The organism is Pseudomonas sp. GW821-FHT03E01 (assembly GCF_059420765.1).
Genome location: NZ_JBWKUI010000001.1, coordinates 351,878 through 373,401, shown reverse-complemented (window position 1 = coordinate 373,401; position 21,524 = coordinate 351,878). Strand labels below are relative to the sequence as shown.

The 21,524-nt window shown below is 57.0% G+C and carries 16 protein-coding genes; 10 read left to right on the top strand and 6 right to left on the bottom strand.

Annotated features, from left to right (window positions below):
- Positions 1-39 precede the first annotated feature (39 nt).
- The 3 genes from AC07VO_RS01770 (at position 40) to AC07VO_RS01760 (ending at position 2,757) form a co-directional block, all read left to right on the top strand.
- Positions 40-1,542 (top strand): sensor domain-containing diguanylate cyclase, encoded by a 1,503-nt coding sequence (locus AC07VO_RS01770; protein WP_225609191.1) that lies wholly within the window; start codon positions 40-42, stop codon positions 1,540-1,542.
- A 153-nt stretch (positions 1,543-1,695) separates the two neighbouring features.
- Entirely contained in the window at positions 1,696-2,340 is a 645-nt protein-coding gene (locus tag AC07VO_RS01765; protein ID WP_192350524.1) for an ATPase, read from the top strand.
- 75 nt (positions 2,341-2,415) lie between these two features.
- Positions 2,416-2,757, top strand: a complete 342-nt coding sequence (locus AC07VO_RS01760; RefSeq protein WP_192350522.1) for a YajG family lipoprotein — start codon at positions 2,416-2,418, stop codon at positions 2,755-2,757.
- A gap of 141 nt (positions 2,758-2,898) precedes the next feature.
- On the opposite strand, the gene AC07VO_RS01755 is transcribed toward AC07VO_RS01760, so the two are convergent.
- The 4 genes from AC07VO_RS01755 to AC07VO_RS01740 all read right to left on the bottom strand — a co-directional run bounded on the left by AC07VO_RS01755 (position 2,899) and on the right by AC07VO_RS01740 (position 7,539).
- Entirely contained in the window at positions 2,899-3,549 is a 651-nt protein-coding gene (locus tag AC07VO_RS01755) for an MliC family protein (protein WP_192350520.1), read from the bottom strand.
- Positions 3,550-3,810: 261 nt separating this feature from the next.
- Positions 3,811-5,226 carry an amino acid permease gene (locus AC07VO_RS01750; protein ID WP_064617938.1) on the bottom strand — a complete coding sequence of 472 codons (1,416 nt, stop codon included), beginning with the start codon at positions 5,224-5,226 and terminating at the stop codon, positions 3,811-3,813.
- 175 nt (positions 5,227-5,401) lie between these two features.
- Entirely contained in the window at positions 5,402-6,454 is a 1,053-nt protein-coding gene (gene ocd / locus AC07VO_RS01745) for an ornithine cyclodeaminase (RefSeq protein ID WP_026286401.1), read from the bottom strand.
- 50 nt (positions 6,455-6,504) lie between these two features.
- Positions 6,505-7,539, bottom strand: a complete 1,035-nt coding sequence (locus AC07VO_RS01740; RefSeq protein WP_192350518.1) for a histone deacetylase family protein — start codon at positions 7,537-7,539, stop codon at positions 6,505-6,507.
- A gap of 119 nt (positions 7,540-7,658) precedes the next feature.
- Between AC07VO_RS01740 and AC07VO_RS01735 the strand changes: the two genes are divergently transcribed.
- Positions 7,659-8,159, top strand: coding sequence for an Lrp/AsnC family transcriptional regulator (locus AC07VO_RS01735; RefSeq protein ID WP_018925946.1), 501 nt, complete (start codon positions 7,659-7,661; stop codon positions 8,157-8,159).
- 180 nt (positions 8,160-8,339) lie between these two features.
- Here the strand turns inward: AC07VO_RS01735 and AC07VO_RS01730 are convergent, their stop codons facing one another.
- Positions 8,340-13,154, bottom strand: a complete 4,815-nt coding sequence (locus tag AC07VO_RS01730; protein WP_310392285.1) for a M10 family metallopeptidase C-terminal domain-containing protein — start codon at positions 13,152-13,154, stop codon at positions 8,340-8,342.
- 522 nt (positions 13,155-13,676) lie between these two features.
- Entirely contained in the window at positions 13,677-14,279 is a 603-nt protein-coding gene (wrbA, locus tag AC07VO_RS01725) for an NAD(P)H:quinone oxidoreductase (RefSeq protein WP_064617932.1), read from the bottom strand.
- A 456-nt stretch (positions 14,280-14,735) separates the two neighbouring features.
- Between wrbA and AC07VO_RS01720 the strand changes: the two genes are divergently transcribed.
- The 6 genes from AC07VO_RS01720 (at position 14,736) to AC07VO_RS01695 (ending at position 21,517) form a co-directional block, all read left to right on the top strand.
- Positions 14,736-16,004 (top strand): cystathionine gamma-synthase family protein, encoded by a 1,269-nt coding sequence (locus AC07VO_RS01720; protein WP_192350514.1) that lies wholly within the window; start codon positions 14,736-14,738, stop codon positions 16,002-16,004.
- 137 nt (positions 16,005-16,141) lie between these two features.
- Entirely contained in the window at positions 16,142-17,578 is a 1,437-nt protein-coding gene (locus AC07VO_RS01715) for an amino acid permease (protein ID WP_086944287.1), read from the top strand.
- 51 nt (positions 17,579-17,629) lie between these two features.
- Positions 17,630-18,520 carry a LysR substrate-binding domain-containing protein gene (locus AC07VO_RS01710; RefSeq protein WP_064617928.1) on the top strand — a complete coding sequence of 297 codons (891 nt, stop codon included), beginning with the start codon at positions 17,630-17,632 and terminating at the stop codon, positions 18,518-18,520.
- A gap of 18 nt (positions 18,521-18,538) precedes the next feature.
- The gene (gene thrC, locus AC07VO_RS01705) at positions 18,539-19,927 is read left to right on the top strand and encodes a threonine synthase (protein WP_192350512.1); all 1,389 of its coding nucleotides are present in this window, start codon (positions 18,539-18,541) and stop codon (positions 19,925-19,927) included.
- The gene (locus tag AC07VO_RS01700) at positions 19,924-20,361 is read left to right on the top strand and encodes an Lrp/AsnC family transcriptional regulator (RefSeq protein WP_018925939.1); all 438 of its coding nucleotides are present in this window, start codon (positions 19,924-19,926) and stop codon (positions 20,359-20,361) included. The genes thrC and AC07VO_RS01700 overlap by 4 nt, the downstream gene beginning before the upstream one ends.
- A 115-nt stretch (positions 20,362-20,476) precedes the next feature.
- Positions 20,477-21,517 carry a homoserine dehydrogenase gene (locus AC07VO_RS01695; protein ID WP_018925938.1) on the top strand — a complete coding sequence of 347 codons (1,041 nt, stop codon included), beginning with the start codon at positions 20,477-20,479 and terminating at the stop codon, positions 21,515-21,517.
- The last annotated feature ends 7 nt before the right edge of the window (positions 21,518-21,524 follow it).

Sequence of the window (21,524 nt, the reverse complement as noted above, 5' to 3'; positions counted from 1 at the left end):
AGCCTTTGACGCCAGTGTACTCAACAGCCCGGTATTTCCTTGAAACGCGATCTTCGACTTGCCACTTTTCTGATCTTTCTGGTGTGTGTCTCCGTGGTGCTGCTGACGGCCTGGCAGACATGGACAGCCCGACAGAACACCTTGAGCGACATCAATACCGATACATTGAACCTGACTCACGCGCTCAACACTTACACCGAGGGCACCTTCAAGCAAAGTGAAGTGCTGTTGCTGGGCCTGACAGAAAGGATCGAGAAAGACGGCACCGGCCCGGAGCAACTCGAACGGCTGAGCAAGTTGGTTGCCCAGCAGATGGATGCGCTCCCGCAATTAAATAGTGTGGTGCTGTATGACGCCCAAGGGGACTGGCTATTCTCGACCAACATGCTGATCTCATCCAATAGCAACAACGCAGATCGGGCGTTCTTCAAGCATCACCGAGATGTCGCGGATCGCGGTATCTATATCGGCCCGGCGATTCTCAGCCGGGCCACGTGCGCCTGGGTGATTTCGGTCAGCCGACGCATCGATCACCCTGATGGAAGTTTTGCCGGGGTAATCGCCGCGACCATCAGCCTTGAACACTTCCTCAAACTTTATCGAAGCATCCATGTGGGGCAATTCGGCGCGATCAGCCTGACCTCATCCGAAGGGCGCCTGCTGGTGAGGTATCCCTTTCAAGTGGAAGACATCGGCCGTGATCTGTCGCGCGCACCGATATTCTCCGAATACTTGCGCAACAGCTCATCGGGCACCGTGGATTTTGCGTCGAATGTCGATGGCATCCATCGCCTCTACGCGTTCAAGAGAAACGATCAATATCCTGTCGTCACGACGGTTGCGGTGGGGCAGGCCGAGGCAATGCAAGCGTGGCTCAGTCAGACAAAGCAATCTGTCGCTGTGGTGCTGCTGTTGCTGGGGCTCCTGGTCGCACTGGGGCGCAGGCTGATTTCCCACATCAGCCGGCGTATTCGGGCGGAGGAAAAATTGCTCGCCACCCAAACCGCACTGATCGAGCTTAACCAGACGCTGGAAGTTCTCGCCAGCGAGGACAAACTCACCGGCCTCGCCAACCGCCGGCATTTCGATCAGTTCCTGGAGGTCGAACTCAAACGCGCCAAGCGACTCGCAAGCCCGTTGTCACTGATCCTGATCGATGTGGACTTTTTCAAACGCTACAACGATCACTACGGCCATCTCGCTGGAGACGAATGTCTACGGATCATTGGTCAGGCGATCAAACACTGTGTACGTCGCCCGGGAGACATGGCGGCTCGCTATGGCGGGGAAGAAATCGCCGTGGTGATGCCCAATACGGACGAATCAGGAGCGCGCAAGGTGGCCGAGGCGATCCTGTCGGGTATTGCGGCCGAGCAGCTTGCGCATTTGTCGAGCCCGTTAGGTATCGTGACCGTCAGCCTGGGGTTGGCGACATATGTCGCCGACGGCAGCGACCCTGATGAAAAGGCACTGATCGGTCGTGCAGACCGCGCACTTTATGCGGCAAAGTCGCAGGGGAGAAATCAGCTGAGCGTCGCGTGATCGAGCAGGCACTTGGAGGAAAGAGCGAACTATCGGCACGCGGCGCAACTATCGGTTCAAGTGATAGTGACAATCAAGAAACGCAAGTTCTGCTGGATCGGGTAAAGGCGGAAAATCGCCTCCATCGAAGACGCAGCTCAAGGAATTTGCGCGATGAAGACATTGACCCGACTGGCAATTGTCGCCCTGTTGATGGGCGGGGTTGTTACTGCTGCAACCGCCTACGCAGACGACGCCCAGTCGTGCCATTTTCTGCCCATCGCCGGCGCCAGTACCGGGTTGCAGCATTCGCAAACCGTCGGTGTGCTGTACAGCGAAAACACCCTGGACAACCTGCAATACCTCGAGCGTTACCACGATGTGGCGGTGAACGGCGCGCGCGATGCGCTGGATGCGCGGATTCGCGACGCGTTCATCAACAGCTCCGACCCAGAGTTGGCAATCGACTGGCTGATGAGTTCGTTACAGCAGCAGTTCCTGTCGGTGACCGTCTACAACAACCTCGATGCGTTGTTGCAGGCCCATCCGGATGTGGTGGTGATGCTCGATACGCATAACCGTCTGCTGACCCAACGCAACAGTCAGGTCGAAGCGCGTTTCGCCGCACGGTTCTACGATGCCAACCTGCAATACATCGGCAAGGCCGAAGGCGCCGTCGAGAAACAAATGCCTTCGGTCTGGGTACACCGTAAAGCGGCAGCCGAGATTGCCGCCCTGATTGATCAACAACGCGACCTGCAACTCAGCGCCTTGAAGCAGTTCGATGACTCGCTCAAAACCCTGGTGACTGCTGGCTGAACACCCGGACCATAACCGCAACGACAGTGACCCGTTGCGCAACGAAACAGATTTTTTACTTCAGGACTTGCACCGATGCGCCCTTTATTTGTTCCTGCCATGGCTTTCGCCACCTTGCTGCTGGCCGGTTGTGCCACTGCGCCGAACGACCCGACGCTGATCCTGCAGACGAAAAAAACGCCTGCCGAGTACGCCGATTGCGTGGTGCCGAAGTTGCAGGGCAACGCACTGAACCCGACGGTCTCGCAAACCCAGCGCAGCTACCGGATCGTGGTGCCGAGCAAAGTCGCCGCAGACAACGTTCTGGAAGCCTACAAAGCGCCGAACGGCGGCAAGGTGTTTTTGTATGAGCGCCACTTGCTGGCGTCGAACTTCATGCCTTCGAGTTTCGAACGTGCCGCGCAGGATTGCCTGTAACCCTTAACCGCTTTGAAAAATGCTCCTTTGGTTGGCCGCAACCAACCAATTTTTAGCCCCGTACCTTATGTGGTTTCGGGGCTTTTTTTGCGTGCAGGTTTTGGGGCTGGGAGCAGGGCGCCGGTACTTGCGCCAGAGACATCAACCGACCGGCTCGGCCTTGCAACTCATTGGCCCTGAGCCTGGCTTCTGGAATAGCACCACGTCGCCGTCTTGCCAGAAACTGTAATTCCCTTGGGAGTCCTTGCCTGTGTATCGGGTTCCCGAATCACTCGGCTCCTGGTTCAGGACGATCGAGGTGTTCGCCCATTTCAGGTACACGACACCAGGCTGCGTGGTGAAGAAGGTGGCGGCAACCAGCGGGTCAAGCCCTGTACAACGAAAAGCCAGGGGGCCCTCGGTGAGTCTGTATGGGTCTTTGGTTCTCACGATGGCCGAGCCTTGGCGCAGCTGGTACGCGCGTTCGGCATAACTGCGGACTGTGCACGTCTTGGGTACAGGTGTGGAGGCGCACTGATTGCGGGCATCGATCCAGAACTGCTGGTCGATCATGATTTTGTCCGGACGCGGCACTGAATGTTCATCCGTGAGCGCCAGGCGATAAAGACGCGTCAGTTCGATATCCATCTGCGCCAGCTGCGGATCGCGACAGATCAGCTTTTCGACGGACGCCTTTGCCTCGGCACAGTCGAAGCTGGTCTTGAAGGTTGGTGCAGCATTAACACAAGTGCTCGCCGCCGCGCATACGCTGGCAGCGAGTAGACAGGTGAAAAGGGCCGTGACCGTTTTCATGTTGGCTTCACCCAGATCATTACGTGATGCCCGGATTGCCGTGGGATTGATCGATGCGTTGAATAGTTATTCGTTCGCATTGGTGTATCGCAGTGTAAGTCAGTGCTCAGAACTTGCCATACCGCTCGGCGGTGGTTGGGTTGCAGGAGCGAGTTGGCCGCCACTGAAATTTGACGGCCTTCGCCTGCAGCTATTCGACCCGCAGGTGCCCCACAAATGCCACGTCACTCTAGAGGGCGCCCCCAAAGGCTTCAGGTAAAATCAGTTGTACTGACTTATCGATCCAGCTGCGGGTTTGGGCCTCCAGGTGTGGGTCAGCTGATAGGCAATTGCCAACCATATAAACCACCCTGGCATGACCATTAAAGCAATTCGGGTGTCAGGTCTTAATGCCAGCAAACAGAGAACAAAGCCCAGGAACGCCAAGGAGAACCAGGCCATCGGCACGCCGCCAGGCATCTTGTAGGCCGATTGCGCATGCAGGTCGGGCCGGCTTCTGCGATAGGCAATGTACGACGCGAGGATGGTCGACCAAGTGAAAATCACCAGGATCGCCGACACGGTCGAGACGATGGTGAACGCTGTCATGACTTCCGGAACGATGAACAGCAACAATACTCCCACCAGCATCAACAGTGTGGTGAACGCCAGGCTCAGCAGAGGCACGCTATTGCCCGACAAACGCCGAAAAATCCCGGGTGCATTGTCGTGACTGGCCAGCCCAAACAGCATGCGGCTGGATGAAAATACGCCACTGTTGGCCGATGAGGCGGCAGATGTCAGCACGACAAAGTTGACGATACCTGCTGCTGCGGGAAATCCCGCAACCAGAAACAGTTCGACGAAAGGACTCTTGTTGGGCGAAACCTGTTGCCAGGAGGTCACCGCAATAATGCAGGCCAGTGCCAGCACATAAAACAGGATGATTCTCAGCGGAATCGAGTTGATGGCTTTAGGCAGGGTCTTCTCGGGGGAACGGGTTTCGGCGGCTGCAGTGCCAATCAGCTCGGTGCCGGCAAAGGAGAAGATCGCCATCTGGAAACCGGCAAAGAAACCAAACAGGCCGTTGGGGAAGGCTGCCTGTTTATCCAGCAGGTGGTTCAGGGAGGCAGTGACGCCATTGGGTGAGACGAAGGAGCTGGCAATCAGCACCACGCTGACGCCAATCAAGGTGACGACGGCTATGATCTTGATGATCGCGAACCAGAACTCCACTTCACCGAAAAGCCTGACCGTCAGCACGTTCAAGGCAAACAGCGTCATTAGCATACCGATGGCCGGGATCCAGGCGGGTACATCAGGGAACCAGTATTGAAAGAAGCCGCCGACCACCACGGCATCACCCACTACCGCGACGCTCCAACTCAGCCAGTACGACCAACCGAGAAAAAATGCCGCTCGCGGGCCAAGGTAGGCACCGGCAAAATCCGCGAAGCTTTTGAAGTTTAAGTTGGAGAGCAACAGTTCGCCCATGGCGCGCATGACGAAGTAGACGAACAAGCCGATGATCATATAGATGAGGATGATCGACGTGCCGGAAAGGGCGATGATCTTCCCGGAGCCCATGAACAGCCCTGTACCAATGGCGCCTCCCATGGCCATTAACTGAATGTGACGATTGCTGAGGGTGCGCTGCAGCGCGGGCTGTTCAGGCAGCCCGGACGGAGTCGTTTTCATTACAAAACCTCTTGATTTTATGTTTTTGAGTTTTGGCAGAAAGTGGGTGTCTAGCGTTCTTGTTAGAGATGCAACGGCTACTGACGGTGGTGGTTTGCGTGTGGCAGGGTTTCTCGTCCGGTCACACGGTGAGTAGCCCCTTGGCACTTTGCTCAGGAGGCCTCACCTATGGCGATCAGCTGACTGTGCGCAGGCGCGAGGGAACTGCTGGCTGCTGATCAAGCAGTTGATAGAGGTTTTTTATGTTGGCAGGCGTCGGCACCAGATGGATGCGCTCACCGATGGCATGCTCCCGCGCAAGGTCGTGCACGTAGCGCAGTGACGAAAAGTCTTCGAGTGCAAAACCCACGGAATCGAAAACCGTGACCTGGGCGTCGTTCTCACGGCCCGCGACTTCACCTTGAACAATCCGGAAGAATTCGACGACGGGAAAGTCGGCCTCCAGTTGTTGAATATCGCCTTCAATCCGGGTTTGAGGTTCAAACTCAACGATGACCCGGGCATTGCGCAGGATGTCGGCGTGCAGTTCGGTTTTCCCAGGGCAATCACCGCCGACGGCATTGATATGCATGCCGGGCTCGATCATCTCGGGCGTCAGAATCGTTGCATAGGCCTTGTCTGCAGTGACCGTGGTGACGATGTGCGCACCCTTGACCGCGTCCTGTACCGAGTTGGCCAGAATCACCTCGATATCCGGGAATGCGGCTAGGTTGTGCTTCAACTTAAGTGAAGCGTCGCGATCGATATCGAAAATGCGGATTTCCTTGATGGACAGCATTTCGTAGAAGGCGATGGCTTGAAATTCGCTCTGGGCGCCATTGCCGATGATTGCCATGATGTTTGCATCAGGGCGCGCCAGGGACTTCGCGACCAGGGCGGAGGTCGCGGCGGTGCGCACGGCGGTGGTCAATGTCAGTTCGCTGAGCAAGGTTGGATAGCCACTGTGGACGTCGGCCAGGACACCGAAGGCCATGACCGTCAGCAAATTGCTTTGACCGTTGTCCGGGTGACCGTTCACGTATTTGAACGAGTACTGTTGGCCATCGTCGGTCGGCATCAACTCGATCACACCATCGGCCGAATGATTGGCGGTGCGCGGCGACTTATCAAACTGCGCCCAGCGTGAGTAGTCAGCTTCGATGTAAGCCGCCATTTCGCGTATTGCCCGACGGATTCCCACCTTGGCGAACAGGCGTGCGGCATGATCGACGTCTATAAAAAGAGTCATGTTTTTATTCTCCGATTCAATAGTTGAAGCGCTGCGATTCAGGGGATGACTCAGGTGCGTTTGCTCTCGTAACCATGCAGCACGTTGACCGCATTGATCCCGATTTCATCGACCATGTAGCCGCCCTCCATCACGAACAGGGCGGGGCAGCCCACGCCCGCTATCAGCTCGCCGATGCCGATGAAATCGTCGCTTTCCAGCAGAAAGTGGCTGATGGGGTCGTCCTTGAATGTGTCGACGCCGAGTGAAATAACCAGCACTTCAGGGGCGAATTGCTGAAGTTTCTTGCAGGCGTGGAGCAGGGCGTTGCGATAGCTTTCCCAGGTGGTGTTCTTCGGCAACGGGTAGTTGAGGTTGTAACCTTCGCCGTGGCCGGCGCCGACTTCGTGGCTGTAGCCTGAGTAGTACGGATAGGACACCGTCGGTTCGCCGTGCAGCGAGACAAACATGACGTCACTGCGCCCGTAGAAGATGTTCTGGGTGCCGTTGCCATGATGAAAGTCGACGTCCAGTACCGCGACACGTTTGGCGCCTTGGGTAATGGCGTGCTGTGCGGCAATGGCGGCGTTGTTGAGATAGCAATAGCCGCCCATGTATTCACGTGCTGCGTGATGGCCGGGCGGACGGCACAGGGCAAAAGCACTGTCGTGGCCTTCATCGATCAGCGCCAGCCCGGTCAGCGCGATATCGGCGCTGGTTTTTACCGCTTGCCATGTGGTGGCGGTAATCGGGGAGCCGGCGTCCATGGCGTAGAAACCCAACTTGCCGTCGATGTAAGTCGGCACATGCTCGTTAGCCAGATCGCGCACTGGCCATACCAGCGGCAAGGCATCGTGGGTGCGTCCGGTTGCGCTCCATTCAGACCAGGCCGATTCAAGAAAGGTTACGTAGCGCTCGCTGTGCGCGTTGACATAGCACGACCGGTCAAAGGCTCGCGGTTCGATGACCTGACCAAGCCCGACCTGCTTGACCCGATGATGGACGGTATCGGCCCGACTGGGCTGTTCGAAGGACGGCTTGAGTACGCCGTCTTTCAATTCGGTGCCGTGGTGCAAACGGTGGGAATCACTGAAAACTGTAAACATTGTGCGCATCCGTTGATGTGAGCCAGTACAAATATTTTGTTCTGGTACGGATGCGATTTCTTTGCTTTGTTTTCGGTGTTTGGTAGATATTACGGGAGGTTTTACTCAGGAATGGCGTAATGCAGAAAAAAACATCCAAGCGCATCAGTCTCGACGACACCGACCTGGCGATTCTCGCATTGCTGCAGGAGGATGCGAGTATCTCCAACGCCGAGCTCAGTGAGCGCCTGTCGTTAAGCCTTACGCCTTGCTGGCGGCGGCGTAAGAGAATGGAGGAGGCGGGAGTGATTAAGGGCTATCAGGCTAACCTTGATCGACGAATGCTGGGGCTGGACATCATGGCGTTCGTGCACATCCGTTTTTCCACCCACGCCGATCACGCCCCCGACGACTTCGAGGCGGTGATTGCGCAGTTGCCCGAAGTGTTGTCCTGCCACAAGATCACCGGGGATGCCGACTACGTGCTGCAAGTGTTGGCAGAGGATCTTGACAGCTACAGTGACTTTATCGAGCAGGTGCTCAGGCGCCAGGTGGGTATTGCCTCCATCCAGTCCAGCCTGGCATTACGCGAGGTCAAGACCAGTAGCCGTATTGCGATACCCAAATCGAGCAAGGACTGAAGGGCAGGGGTTGGATCACCTTTCCAAAACCTACCTTGACCGAGTTTTTTCTCGCTGGCGAAATTGACGCCTGCCCCCGTACCAGAATGCAAAATGCAGGAGCAGGCAAGCCCGCTCCTGCATTTTGACCTGTGGCTGTCCTCGATTTTTCGAGCACTGCAAATCCCTTTTGGGCGTAACTCAGGCTGTGAAATCGCTGGCGTGCAACTCCGTGACGCCCACCAGTGTGATTTCGAACTCGGGGGCGGCGTCGGCATCGACACTGCCATAGAGAATGCCATCGGCAAAGCGCAGTTGGCCGGTGGCGTCGGCAGGGTCGAAGGCGTTGGCGCCGATGAAGGTGAAGGCGTCGATAGCAGTGGTCAGCGGGTTGGCGTCCAGGCCGGAGAAGTCCAGATGATCACCCTCGGTGCTCTTGAAACCGTTGATCACATCGCGTAAAGCGCCGGCGCCCATGTCTGACAGCGCATCAAACACGTAGGTATCCGCGCCAGTGCCTCCGGTGAGGTTGTCGGTGCCGGCGCCGCCGATCAGCCGGTCATCGCCCGAACCGCCCACCAACGTATCGTTGCCCGCACCACCGTTCAGAACGTTCGCGCCGCTGTTACCCGACAGAGTGTCGGCGTAGGCGCTTCCCGTGAGGTTTTCGAAGAGCTTCACGGTGTCGAGCCCGGAACCCACGGTGTTTTGCTGAGCTGACGTCGAGAGGTTGACGGTAACGCCAGACGAGGCGCGTTCAAAAGACACCGTGTCATTGCCCTCGCGTCCGTCCAGCACGTTGTTGCCGGCTCCGGCGAACAGCGTGTTGTCCAACGCGTTGCCCGTGCCATTGGCGGCGCCAGTGCTATCGATATACAGATGCTCGACGTTGTTGCCGAGGGTATAGGCCGCCAGGCTGCTGTGCACGCTGTCGATCCCTCCGGACGCCGCATTGCTGTTGGTCTCGATCACGGCGTCGTCAGCGTTGTCGACATAGTAGGTGTCGTTGCCATCGCCGCCGCTCATGCTGTCGGCCCCTGCGGCACCATCGAGCACATTATTGCCGGCATTGCCGGTGATGAAGTTGTGCTGCTCATTGCCGGTGCCGTTGATGCCCGACACGCCGGTGAGCACCAGGTTCTCGAGATTGGCGCCCAGGGTCCAGCTGACCGAGGCCTGTACCGTATCGATCTGCGAGGTCGAGGTGTTGCTTTCCACCACGCGGTCGAGCACGTTGTTGACCACATAAATGTCGTTGCCGTCGCCACCGGTCATGGTGTCGGCGCCCAGGCCGCCATCCAGCGTGTCGTTACCCGAGCTGCCCACCAGGGTATCCGCCTGGTCGGTACCGGAAATCATCTTCCGGTTGTTGTCGAAAATGTCCTGCACGCTGTTGTTGTCGTTGGGGTTGCCCTGGAAGCCAAGGTCATTGGCGATGTAGTCGGCCAGGCGCTGGCCGACGATTTCCGCCGATTCCTCGTGCAGGTGCCAGACGTCGTCGGGATACGTCAGCGGATCGACTTCGTGTCGCAAGGGGAGGTCGTTGTAGTCCACCGCCAGCTTGACGTCGGCGCGCTCGGCGGCAATGGCTTCCTGGGCGGCGTGAACATAGCCAACCCCCTCGACGATGGAGGCGATCTTCTCTTCCGAATAGCCACGGGCGCGCGCCGCGTCCTGCTCGTAGTGACCGGTTTCCATCATGTACACGTCGAAGTTGCCGAACTGGGCATGCAGGTAGTCAAACACCTTTAGGGTCGCATCCTTGTAGGCCGCTGCTGCCGCTGCTTTGTCCGTGGCTTGGGCGATCTCCTGAGCGGCTTCCTCACCCTGGCCCCAAATGATGCCCATGGTGACGTTATTGATCGATTGCAGTTCGGAGCGCTGTTCGCTCAGCAGCGTCACGGCGCGCAACAGCGCAGCCCCGGGTTGGTCGGTGTCGGTCAGCCACCAGCACAACTTGAGTTCCTCGGCGCTGAGCGTCGACAGGCCGGTGACCGTGCTGCCGCCCACCGCGATGTCGATGCCGTTGCCATCGGCATCGGTGAACTGGCTGCGCACGTCATAGGGGGTGTAGCGGTCCAGGTCGTTGACCAGCATCGAGGTGCCGGACTGATTGTCGTCCTCCGTCATGCGCAGCAGGCGCGCATTGGATTGGCCGAGGGTGGGCAGGTAGAGGATGTCCTGCTGGGCGTGCTGGCCAAACACGAAGTCACTGGCGGTCAGGGTGTTGAGGTAGTTGCCGCTGAGGGCGATTTCAAAACGATTACCATCGGCATCCGCTTCGGCGGACTTGATGTAGGTCTTGTCGCCCGCCGCGTTGAGGGTGATGTACAACGTGCCATTGTGGCCATCGCCAAGGCCGACAAAGCCCAGGCCTGACACATCGATTTTGTCGACGCCCGCGGTGAAGTCATAGATCGTATCGGTGGCCGTGATACCACCCGTGTCGTAGTCGCGGTAGCTGTCGAGCAGGTTGGTATAGCGGAAGGTGTCGGCACCGTCGCCACCATACAGCGAGTCGCGTCCGGCACCGCCGTCGACGGTGTCGGCGCCAGCGCCGGCCTTGATCGTGTCGTTGCCACCGAGGCCGAGGATCAGGTCTGCACCCGCCGTGCCGTTGAGGGTTTCGGCATTGTTGGTGCCGGTGACAGTGTTGGCCACTCCCAGGGCGAAGCTATCGCTGGCCGATGCACCGGCCGGGTCTGTGGCCTTGACCAGCACGTCGTAATTGCCGGACGCGGTGCTGGTCGGTGTGCCAGAGAAGGTCAGGTTGGTGGCATTGAAGCTCAGCCACGCGGGCAGGGCGCTGCCATCGGCGAGGGTGGCGGTGTAGCTGAGGTTGTCATTGTCCGCATCGGTGAAGCTGGTGGCTGGCACCACGTAGCTGAACGGGGCGTTTTCGGTTGCGTTCTGATCCAGCAGCGGCGTGGCCAGAACCGGTGCGTGGTTGGTCGGTGACGACGTGGCGAAGACGAAGTTGGCGCTGGTCAGCTTGTCGAGGTAGTTACCGTTCAGTGCCACTTCGAAGCGGTTGCCATCGGCGTCGGCTGTCAGGGACTTGATGTAAGTCTTGGTGCCGGCACTGTTGAGCACCACGTACACGGTGTTGTTCTTGCCATCCCCCAGGCCGGTGAAACCCATGGCCGAGAGGTCGATCTTGTCGGCGGTGATATCAAAATCGGTGATCAGGTCGGCGAGGTTGGCACCACCGGTGTTGTAATTGCGATAACTGTCCAGGCGATTGGAAAACACAAAGGTGTCCGCTCCGGCGCCACCGGTGAGGGTGTCCATACCGGCACCGCCGTCGAGTTTGTCGTCACCCGCGCCGCCACTGAGACTATCGTCGCCCGCCAGGCCGAGCAGGGTGTCGGCCGAATCATTGCCCAGCAGCGAGTCGTTGCCGCTGGTGCCGGTGAGCACACGATTGAAGATGAAATTGCTCGCGGTCAGAGTGCTGGCGAGGTTGCCCGAGAGTATCAATTCGAAGCGATTGCCACTGGCGTCGGCATCGTAGTCCTTGATGTAGGTGCGGTTAGTGCTGGCGCTGTAGCTGACTTGCAGGGTACTGCCATGGCCATTGCCCAGGCCGGTGAAACCGAGGCCGGCGAGGTCGATCTTGTCCTGGGTGACATCGAAGTCGGTGATGGTGTCATCGAAGCTCGCGGTTGCGTTGCGGTAGCTGTCGGACTGAGTGGTGAAACGGAACGTATCGGCGCCGGTACCGCCGGTGAGTTTGTCGATGCCTGCACCGCCTACCAGAATGTCGTCACCGGCCCCGCCATTGATGGTGTCGTTGCCAGCACCGCCATAGAAAATCTCGCTGCCGGCGCTGCCCAGCAGGGTGTCGTTGCCAGCTGTGCCTTGCACGGTGATCATCGGGACCGTGTCGCTGACGTAACTGCCGTCGCCATAGACCAGCGTCGCACCGTTGCTGGTGTGGCTGATGGTGTTGCCGATGATGGCGTTGCGATCAGTGCCGTCTTCATTGCGTTCCGCAACGCCGTAGGTCGACAGGTTGCTGCCGGTGATGATGTTGCTCTGGATGGTGTTATCGCTGCCGTTGTAGTACTTGCCGGACACACCCAGGGTGTCGTTGTAGGACTGGATGATGATCTCCGGTACGGGGTTGCCCAGGGAATTGCTGTGGAGCGTGTTGTCGATAAGCTCGACGTGGTTGCTGCCGTAGATACGGACCCCGGCGCTGGTGTTGTCGTGAATGTCGACGCCGCTGACCGTCACCTCGCTGGACATTTTGATCAGCACCCCTTCGGCGCCGTTGCCATACACCTCGCCACCGGTGATGGTGATGTTGCTGGGGGAGGGGATGTTCTCGCTGCCGCGCTGCACCACGATGCCATTGCCGCCGTTGTTGTAGGCAACGTTATTGGTGAGCGTGAAGTCGTGGGTGCTGGTCACGATGTTGAAACCGTGCCGATCGTTGTCGTAGGCGACGTTGTTTTCGAAGGTGCTGTTGCTCAGGAAGTCAGCTACGAAACCGTCCAGGCCGTTGCCGTGGGACACGCTGTTCTTGATGACCATGTTGATGGTCTGCTCGTGGGGGTCGAAACCGTACCCGGAGCAGTCCTTGACCTCGACGCTGTCGAGGGTGACGTTGGAGTCGTAGCCTGCTTGCCCGGGAATGTAGCCGTTGAACCAACCGTCGATCTTGCCCGTAGTGTTGTCACGGTTGCCGTCAATGGTGAGCTTGCTGACGCCGAAGTCGTGGGTTTCCTCGCCATAGGCGGAGCGGATGACTCCGGTGATCTTGGTGTCGGAGCCGTCAGCCACCTTGACGGTGGTAGCGCCCATGCCGTCGCCGTACAGGTAGACGTTGCTCTTGAGCATCAGGCAACCGTCGGAAGGTTCCACTCCTCCCGAAACGATATAGGTTCCGGTCGGCACGTAAACCTGCCCCCCGCCTGCGGCGGCCGCCGCATCAATTGCACGTTGTATCGCCGCTGTGTCGTCAGTGATGCCATCTCCTTTGGCGCCAAAATTTTGTACATTGAAAATCATGAGCTTATCTCCGTATCAGGCAAGAACCTCGGAAGATGCCAATATTCCATCGACAGCCACCGTGGTTTGACCCAGCGGAGTGCAAAAGTTATGACCGCATATCGGGGATGTGTCAAAAAACCGGACTAACTGATTAGCGGTTGAGAAGGTGTTTCAAAAAAGTAACAGATTGTTGACGCTCACTCCGGTAGCGAGCGATGGCTCTGTGGGAGCGGTTTTTCATCATTGAGGTGTGTTACGAGGTGCTATCGATAGCCCGCAGGTGCGCTGCCGCAATGTTGTACGCGCGATGCTTGAGCTGGAGGTGTATGAGCGATATGTGTAATGAGGAGCGACCTCACTGGAACGTCGCTCCTCTGAATCCAACAACGCTTACGTCGTCTTCAATGACCCCCGACGCGCAAGGCTTTCTCTAGAATCGCCAAGCCACCAGCGAGTATCAGCGGCGCGGTGGTGAAGTCCGCCCCGGCCTTACACAGGCTAGCTCGTGTCCTGCAATACGCGCCCATTCAGGTGCTTGCATTAACCCGCGATCTTGATTGCAAGCTCAGCGACGTGTTTCCCCTGGAAACGCGCAATATCCAGTTCATTTTTTGACGGTTGCCGTTTACCGTCAGCGCCTGCCAGGGTGGTCGCGCCATAGGGCGTACCGCCGGTGATCTCGCTCATGTTGGTCAGCCCTGCGCAGGTGTAAGGCACACCCACGATGACCATCCCTTGATGCAGGAGTGTGCTGTGAAACGACGTAATCGTGGTTTCCTGGCCACCGTGCTGGGTGCCGGTCGATGCAAAGACACTGCCGATTTTCCCGACCAGCGCGCCGCTCATCCACAGTCCGCCGGTCTGGTCGAGAAACGTGCGCATCTGTCCCGCCATATTGCCGAAGCGCGTCGGTGTACCAAAGATGATTGCATCGTAATTGCCCAGCTCGTCAGGTGTCGCCACCGGTGCCTTCTGGTCAAGTTTGACGCCGATGGCTGCTGCCTGTTCGGCCGGGATGGTTTCAGCAACACGCTTGAGCGTCACGTCGGTGCCAGGTACGGATCGTGCGCCTTCGGCCACTGCTCCAGCCATCGTTTCGAGGTGACCGTACATTGAGTAATAGAGAACCAGTACCTTCGCCATGATTTTTCTCCTGGATTAAGCGCCATTCGATGGATTAGGAAGATCTTGGGTTACACCACTGCCAACGAACAGCAGCGGCAGGTGCAGCACTCGGTCATGAACAAAACGGCGGCTCACACCCACCCGACTGCAGGGACTTTGACGGCATGCGGATTAACACTAGCAGTTCCGTATGCTGCCTGCCGGGCAGTCAGGGAAGCTATTCGATTGGTGGCAGATGGCAGCACGTGTAGTGGGGAAGGGCGCGCAGCAAAGAGGGCATCTGTCATAGGTAATTCACTTCACTCAATGCGCATGGGCATGTGAATGGATGGTCAGGGCACCCGGTACCCAGCCATTAAAAAAAGTACCCCTTACTCCCGGATATCATGATTTTTCACATGCATGAGCTTTCCATATAGTCCTCCCAAGCCCACTTGGAACACGGCTGTGTTTCCCTTGATGCGAGAGAACTTTATGGAAAATAAGAAACGCGCCGTCCAGGCTTCAGACATTGGGATGGGGACTCGAGTCGTATGGGGAGGAGAGCAGGTTCAACATCCCTACAATGCGACGCAGACACCCATCGTGGTCAGTGCTGCCTATGGCTATGACGATATCGATAAGTGGTATGACGTGGCATTGGGAAAGGAGCCCGGCTTCATTTACAGCCGGATGAGCAATCCCACTGTCTGCGTCTTGGAAGATAAACTCTGTGAGCTCGAAAACGCAGAGTCGGCCGTAGCTTTCAGTACCGGAATGGCCGCGATCAGCGGTGTACTGCACACCTTCCTGTCCTTTGGGCAGCGTGTGATATCTACGCGTGACAGCTACGGTGGTACGAACAAGATTTTCGAGGAGTTTCTTCCACGCATGGGGGTGGAGGTAACCCTTTGCGATACGCTCGACACCGTGGCACTTGAGCAGGAGATCGCTAAAGGCTGCAACGTCCTGTACCTGGAAACACCCACGAACCCAACGCTGAAAATCGTTGATATTCGGCGCCTTGTGGCAGCGGCCAAGCGAGTGGGCGCTTTGGTTGTTGCGGACAATACATTCGCGACGCCTCTGAATCAGAATCCGCTCGCCTTAGGCGTTGATGTGGTTGTGCACAGCGCGACCAAATTCCTGTCCGGTCATGGTGATGTCCTCGGTGGTGTGGTCTGCGGCGCCGAGCATTTGATGTCTCAAGTTCGCCATTACCGCGAAATCAATGGTGCCTCGCTGGATCCTTTTTCGGCGTATCTAATCATCCGAGGTATCAAGACTCTGGCTCTGCGTGTTCGCCAGCAACAGGCGAGCGCGAAGCTTTTGGCCGAGTACCTCTGTACCGAACCGCTGGTTGAGTCGGTGAACTATCCGGGGCTGCCTCAACATCCAGGTCATGACATCGCTCGTTCGCAAATGAACGGATTCGGCGCCATCGTCAGCTTCGTGCTGAAAGGAGGCATGGACACAGTGACCCGTTTGCTGCCGCTGCTCAGATATGCGCATCGGGCGGGTAATTTGGGCGCTGTCGAGACCATCTATGGGCCGGCTCGGACGACCAGTCACGTGGAAAATACCTTGGAAGAACGTCAGGCACTTGGAATCTCCGAAGGTTTGGTTCGAATATCCGTAGGTATTGAAGATTCAGCAGATTTATTGGCTGACCTAAAACAAGCTTTCGCTTTAGTGCGAGGTAAACATGGTGATACGAGCTTTAACGCTGATAGTGCCCAACGTTTCATTGAAGTAGAAACCTGAATACGGGCAGGACGCTCGAGATTCATCTTAAGCCCTTCATGAAGAATGAAAATAATAAAATCCAGCGACAACTAAATTGTACTGCCCAACCGCCAGTTACAAGGACGCTTGTCCGCACATTTCATGAGAATAAAACTATGTCCACGCATATTAAAGATCATCAGTCCGACCCAAACTCGCGTTTCAAAAAGGAAATGCAAACACGCCACATCGTTATGTTGGCACTGGGCGGTGTGATCGGTACGGGGTTATTCCTTACCTCCGGTTACACGGTTAATCAGGCAGGGCCACTCGGTGCAGTGATTGCTTACATCATCGGTGCAGTGATGGTGTATTTAGTCATGGTCTGTCTCGGTGAGTTGGCTGTACAGATGCCAGAAACCGGATCTTTCAGTAGTTACGCAACGCGATACCTGGGCCCAGGCACAGGCTATACAGTGGCCTGGCTATACTGGCTCACTTGGGCAGTAGCTATCGGTTCAGAGTTCACAGCTGCGGGCATTCTGATGGTTCGGTGGTTTCCTGATACACCCGTCTGGATTTGGAGCGCGCTATTTGCCATCGCAGTGTTCTCAAGCAATGTTGTCTCCGTTCGGTGGTTTGCGGAGACTGAGTTTTGGCTTTCGCTGATTAAGGTGCTGACCGTTATCACATTCATTGTGATCGGCGGAGCGGCAATTTTCGGTCTTATTCAAGTACAGAGTTTGCAGGGTGCGGGACTTTCCAACTTCACACGTGAGGGGCTTTTCCCCACCGGGTTTCTACCCATTGCAATGACCCTCCTGGCTGTTTCCTTCGCCTTTTCGGGAACTGAGCTGATCGGGATTGCGGCAGGTGAAGCGCAAGACCCACAAACTAGCGTGCCCAAGGCGATCCGCACGACAGTGGTACGTTTGGCGTTGTTCTTCGTGGGGACCATTTTCGTCCTTGCGACGTTACTGCCACGAGAGCAAGCGGGGCTCGTAGAAAGTCCGTTCGTCATGGTGTTTGAGCTGATTGGCATCCCATACTCTGCCGACATTATGAACTTCGTCATTCTTACGGCACTGATTTCCGCCGCTAACTCGGGGCTGTATGCAGCATCGCGCATGCTGTGGACATTGAGCGATCAAGGACATATGCCTAAGCGCTACGCCAGGCTCTCCAGTCGTGGCACACCGGTGAACGCCATCGTTCTTAGTATGGCGGGCGCAGTGGCTTCTCTGCTCAGCAGTGTGTTTGCCCCTGATACGGTTTACTTGGCCTTGGTGTCCATTTCCGGTCTGGCGGTCGTAGTCGTGTGGATGAGCATTGCTGCCAGCCAGATCGCGTTCCGTCGTCAATACGTTGCTAATGGCGGACGAGTTGAAGACCTGCATTTCCGTGTACGCGGCTATCCATGGGTGCCTATCGGTGCACTGTTGTGTTGCTTGCTGGCCTGTGTGGGTATCGCTTTTGATCCTGAGCAGCGAGTGGCGCTTTACTTCGGCCTTCCCTTTATCGCGTGGTGTTATTTCGTTTACTGGGTCACTCGAAACAAGAGAGCAGAGCGATTGGCTTTAGCCGCCGCTGTTCATTCCTCTGGCACCGTGTGAGTTTCTCAGGCAATGATTGAGCATAGATAAAGCCCTGATGAGGTTGCGCCGATGAGTCAAAAGTCACTACCACCCTTGAACTGGTTGAGGGCATTCGAAGTATCGGCGCGCTGTTTAAACTTTACCCACGCGGCGGAAGAACTCCATTTGACTCAAGGGGCTGTGAGTCAGCAGATCCGTCAGTTAGAAAGTCACCTCGGTGTGGCGCTGTTCAAGCGCTTACCTCGAGGGCTTGGATTGACCGAGGAAGGGCAGTCGTACCTGCCTGTCGTACAAGACGCGATCAGTCGCCTTGCAGTCGGCACAAACGAGATTTTCGGCCAGCGCAATCGAAGACATTTGAAGGTGCGTGGCAGCCTTTCCTTTCTTCACTATTGGTTGGCCCCCCGACTCGCAGATTTTTGTCGGGAGTATCCCCAGATTGATATTCGATACATCAGCAATATTTGGGTGAAAGAACCGGACGGCGAGGATGACCTGGAGATTCGCTGGGGATGCGGTGAGTGGTCGGGCTTGCACGCTCAGCGGTTGACTTGGGACATCCTTCAGCCTGTTTGCTCCCCAAAGCTCATGGCCAGCTCACCCATACATGAGCCACGCGACTTGATGAACCATTCTCTGCTTCATGTGTTGGGGTACGAAGAAGGTTGGGGTTACTGGTTAAAACGAGTTGGTGCAGACGACGTCGACTACTCCCGTGGCCTTCAGTTTGACACGCTGATTTCCACCATCCGCATGGCCGAATTGGGGCAGGGCGTTGCGCTGGCACGGTCTTCCGTGGTCGAGGATTTGCTTAAGAGCGGGCAATTGGTTGCGCCATTCAATCACCGAATCGAGGCAAGCGAATCCTTTTATCTGGTGCACGAACAGAACGAAGCGCTCTCGCCTGATGCCGCACATTTTTCTACCTGGCTGGTGGCTCAAGCCCATCGCCTTTTGTAAAACTGATTTGGAGTTGCCATGGATTATGTAAGCACTCGCGGCGGCGACATGCGTGCTGATTTTCGCAGTGTGGTTCTGTCGGGGCTCGCCGAAAATGCTGGTCTCTATGTCCCAGCCAGTTTGCCTGTCTTTACCGAGAAACAGATTGCCGGCTGGTCGTGGCTGCCGTTTGATGAGTTGGTTTGGCGAGTGATTTCGCCTTTTGTCGGCTCTTCCATAGACGAAAGCACCCTGCGTGCCTTGCTCAGTGACAGCTATCAACAATTCAAGCACCGCGCTATTACGCCGCTTGAGCAAATCGGGCACAACGAGTGGATACTCCAGCTGTTTCATGGTCCGACCGGTTCTTCCAAGGATTTCGCCGCGCAATTGCAGTCGCGCCTGGTCGACCATTTCCTGAAGGAGATCGGTAAAGAAGCGTTGGTGGTCGGTGCAACTAACGGTGATACCGGCGTCGCGGCGCTTGAAGCCTTTGCTAACTGCCCGGCCGCCCGCATGGCGATACTTTATCCGCGCGACGGGCTTGCACCTGAGCAACTCAGTGCCTTGCAGGCAGCCGACCCGCAGCGGGTTCAGCTGTTTCCGGTTGACGGTAATTTCGATGATTGCCAGACGCTGGTCTCCCGACTCTTGCGTGAGTGGCCATTGGATGGAGTGTTGCCGGTCTGTTTCAATTCGACCAATTGGATCGGCGTCCTGGCCCAGATCGTTTTTTACTTCCACGCAGCCTTGCAACTGGGCGGTGGCTCGCGTCCCGTTGGCTTTAGCGTTCCAGCTGCCAGCTCGGCCGAAATCTACGCTGGTTACATTGCGCAGAAAATGGGATTACCGATCAATCAGGTGATCATTTCCACCAACAGCAATGATGCCCTGCACCAGTTTTTTCATTGCAATCGCTACTCCACCCGGATGACTAATCGAACCGTGTCGCCGGCGATGGACTTCTCGTTGTTTTCCAACCTGGAGCGGTTTATCTGGGAGATTTACGAGCACGATGGCTGCTCAACAAAAGCACTGATGGAGCATTTTGAAAGTTGCGGAGAAATGAGCATCGGCAACCAGCAATGGCTACGTGCTCGAGTACTCTTCGATTCCTATGCCGTACACGAATCCCAGGTGCGCGATGAAGTAGTCGAACTGTTCCGAGAGACAGGCTCGGCCATCGATCCTCACACCGCTGTCGGTGTACTGGCCGGCAGGCTTCATCGACGCAGCCTGGGCGCGCCGATGGTCACCTTCGGGCAAATTGCGCCGGCCAAGTCAGCGGCGCTGTTGGCCGAACTGGGCGTCTGGCAAGCAAGCGTTCCGAGCACTGTCGAGGTGCGCGCGCAACCACCGTACCTGGCCAAGGGCGATCTTGACGGTCTGTGCCAGGCTCTTCGTCTGGCGCTGCAGAGGTCTGCATGAAGCGCATTCTAGATCCGTTGGACGAACGCATACTGGCCGAACTTACCGCCAATGCGCGAATAGCCCATATCGAACTGGGTGCCAAGATCAACTTGTCGCGCAATGCGGTGCGCCAGCGCATCGAGCGTCTTGAGCGCGACGGTGCGATCCAGGGCTATACGGTTCTTCTCGGTGAGTCGCGGCGGCCTACGTCGCTTATCAGCGCGGTGATCTTTGTCTACCGCTACGACCGCATGCGTGGCGAAGAAGTACTGACTGCGCTGCGCTCCATTCCCGAAGTCGTGCAATGTGAAGTACTCAGTGGTGAGTTCGATTTAATGCTGCGTGTGAATGCCGCCACACCTGAACGCGTCCATCTCGTGTGGAAGGAAATCGCGGCCATGCCGGGGGTGGAAAACACCGTGACATCGTTCGTCCTTTCTGCGGTGTTTTGACAACATCGTGCTTGGGCAAAACGCTCAATTAATACAGCACTCTGCCATATTCAACTGCCAAAGCCCGGCTCTTAGGATGTTCCTAACGAACAACATCAATATAGGAACAGCGCTTATGACTGAGTACAAAATTGCCTTGGTAGGATTTGGTGGCGTGAACCGTGGCTTCGCCCAATTGGTCGCCGATTGTAATGCCGAGTGGAAAGAGGCCCTCGGCTTCACCATTAAAATTGTCGGTGTCACCGATCTGTTCCTCGGCTCAATCGTTGCCAAAGACGGTCTGGATGCAAAGCAGTTGGTGGCGCTGCCGGTTGAGAAGGGCGCATTCGCTCAACTGCCCGGCGGCAATGCTGAGGCCTTCAACGAAACCGTGATCAAGCATTCCGGTGCAGACATCATCGCTGAAGCCACTTTTACCAATCCGGTGGATGGCGAGCCCGCCACTACCTTTTGCCGCTGGGCCTTGGAAAGCGGCATTCATGTAGTGACCACCAATAAGGGGCCTATTGCGCTGCACGGTGCCGAGCTCAAAGCGTTGGCCCGGCGCAACCAGGTCGCCTTCGAATACGAGGGGGCGGTGATGAGTGGCACCCCCGTGATTCGTCTGGCCAGGCAGGCTCTGGCGGGTGCCAATGTGCAAGGCTTCGAAGGCATCCTGAACGGCACTTCCAACTACGTGCTCACCCGGATGAAAGACGGCCTGGCGTTCAACGATGCCGTCGTACAAGCGCAACAACTCGGCTACGCCGAGGCAGATCCAACCGCCGATGTGGAAGGGTTTGACGTACGCCTCAAGGTGGTGATCCTGGCCAACGAACTGCTCAACGCACGACTGAATGTCAGCGATGTAGCGTGCTCGGGTATCAGCAATATCAGCGCACAAGACATTGCCCAGGCAAGTGCCAATGGCGCGAGCTGGAAACTGATTGGCTCAGCCGATCGTGAAGCGGATGGCTCGGTTCGAGCGAGTGTCGAGGCTCGCTTACTGTCGAACTCACATCCTCTTGCCGGAATCAACGGCGCTACGAATGCAGTGTCATTCAAGACCGAACTCCTGGGAGCTGTCACGGTGTCCGGGCCTGGGGCAGGGCGCATCGAAACAGCCTTCGCATTGCTGTCGGACATCGTCGCCATCCACACCGCCCACGGCAAATAACAGGAGA

Excerpts from the sequence above, each read along its gene's own strand:
- AC07VO_RS01765 (WP_192350524.1), top strand. The coding sequence starts at position 1,696 with ATGAAGACATTGACCCGACTGGCAATTGTCGCCCTGTTGATGGGCGGG.
- AC07VO_RS01760 (WP_192350522.1), top strand. The coding sequence starts at position 2,416 with ATGCGCCCTTTATTTGTTCCTGCCATGGCTTTCGCCACCTTGCTGCTG.
- AC07VO_RS01755 (WP_192350520.1), bottom strand. The coding sequence starts at position 3,549 with ATGAAAACGGTCACGGCCCTTTTCACCTGTCTACTCGCTGCCAGCGTA.
- AC07VO_RS01750 (WP_064617938.1), bottom strand. The coding sequence starts at position 5,226 with ATGAAAACGACTCCGTCCGGGCTGCCTGAACAGCCCGCGCTGCAGCGC.
- ocd (WP_026286401.1), bottom strand. The coding sequence starts at position 6,454 with ATGACTCTTTTTATAGACGTCGATCATGCCGCACGCCTGTTCGCCAAG.
- AC07VO_RS01740 (WP_192350518.1), bottom strand. The coding sequence starts at position 7,539 with ATGTTTACAGTTTTCAGTGATTCCCACCGTTTGCACCACGGCACCGAA.
- AC07VO_RS01735 (WP_018925946.1), top strand. The coding sequence starts at position 7,659 with ATGCAGAAAAAAACATCCAAGCGCATCAGTCTCGACGACACCGACCTG.
- AC07VO_RS01730 (WP_310392285.1), bottom strand. The coding sequence starts at position 13,154 with ATGATTTTCAATGTACAAAATTTTGGCGCCAAAGGAGATGGCATCACT.
- wrbA (WP_064617932.1), bottom strand. The coding sequence starts at position 14,279 with ATGGCGAAGGTACTGGTTCTCTATTACTCAATGTACGGTCACCTCGAA.
- AC07VO_RS01720 (WP_192350514.1), top strand. The coding sequence starts at position 14,736 with ATGGAAAATAAGAAACGCGCCGTCCAGGCTTCAGACATTGGGATGGGG.
- AC07VO_RS01715 (WP_086944287.1), top strand. The coding sequence starts at position 16,142 with ATGTCCACGCATATTAAAGATCATCAGTCCGACCCAAACTCGCGTTTC.
- AC07VO_RS01710 (WP_064617928.1), top strand. The coding sequence starts at position 17,630 with ATGAGTCAAAAGTCACTACCACCCTTGAACTGGTTGAGGGCATTCGAA.
- thrC (WP_192350512.1), top strand. The coding sequence starts at position 18,539 with ATGGATTATGTAAGCACTCGCGGCGGCGACATGCGTGCTGATTTTCGC.
- AC07VO_RS01700 (WP_018925939.1), top strand. The coding sequence starts at position 19,924 with ATGAAGCGCATTCTAGATCCGTTGGACGAACGCATACTGGCCGAACTT.
- AC07VO_RS01695 (WP_018925938.1), top strand. The coding sequence starts at position 20,477 with ATGACTGAGTACAAAATTGCCTTGGTAGGATTTGGTGGCGTGAACCGT.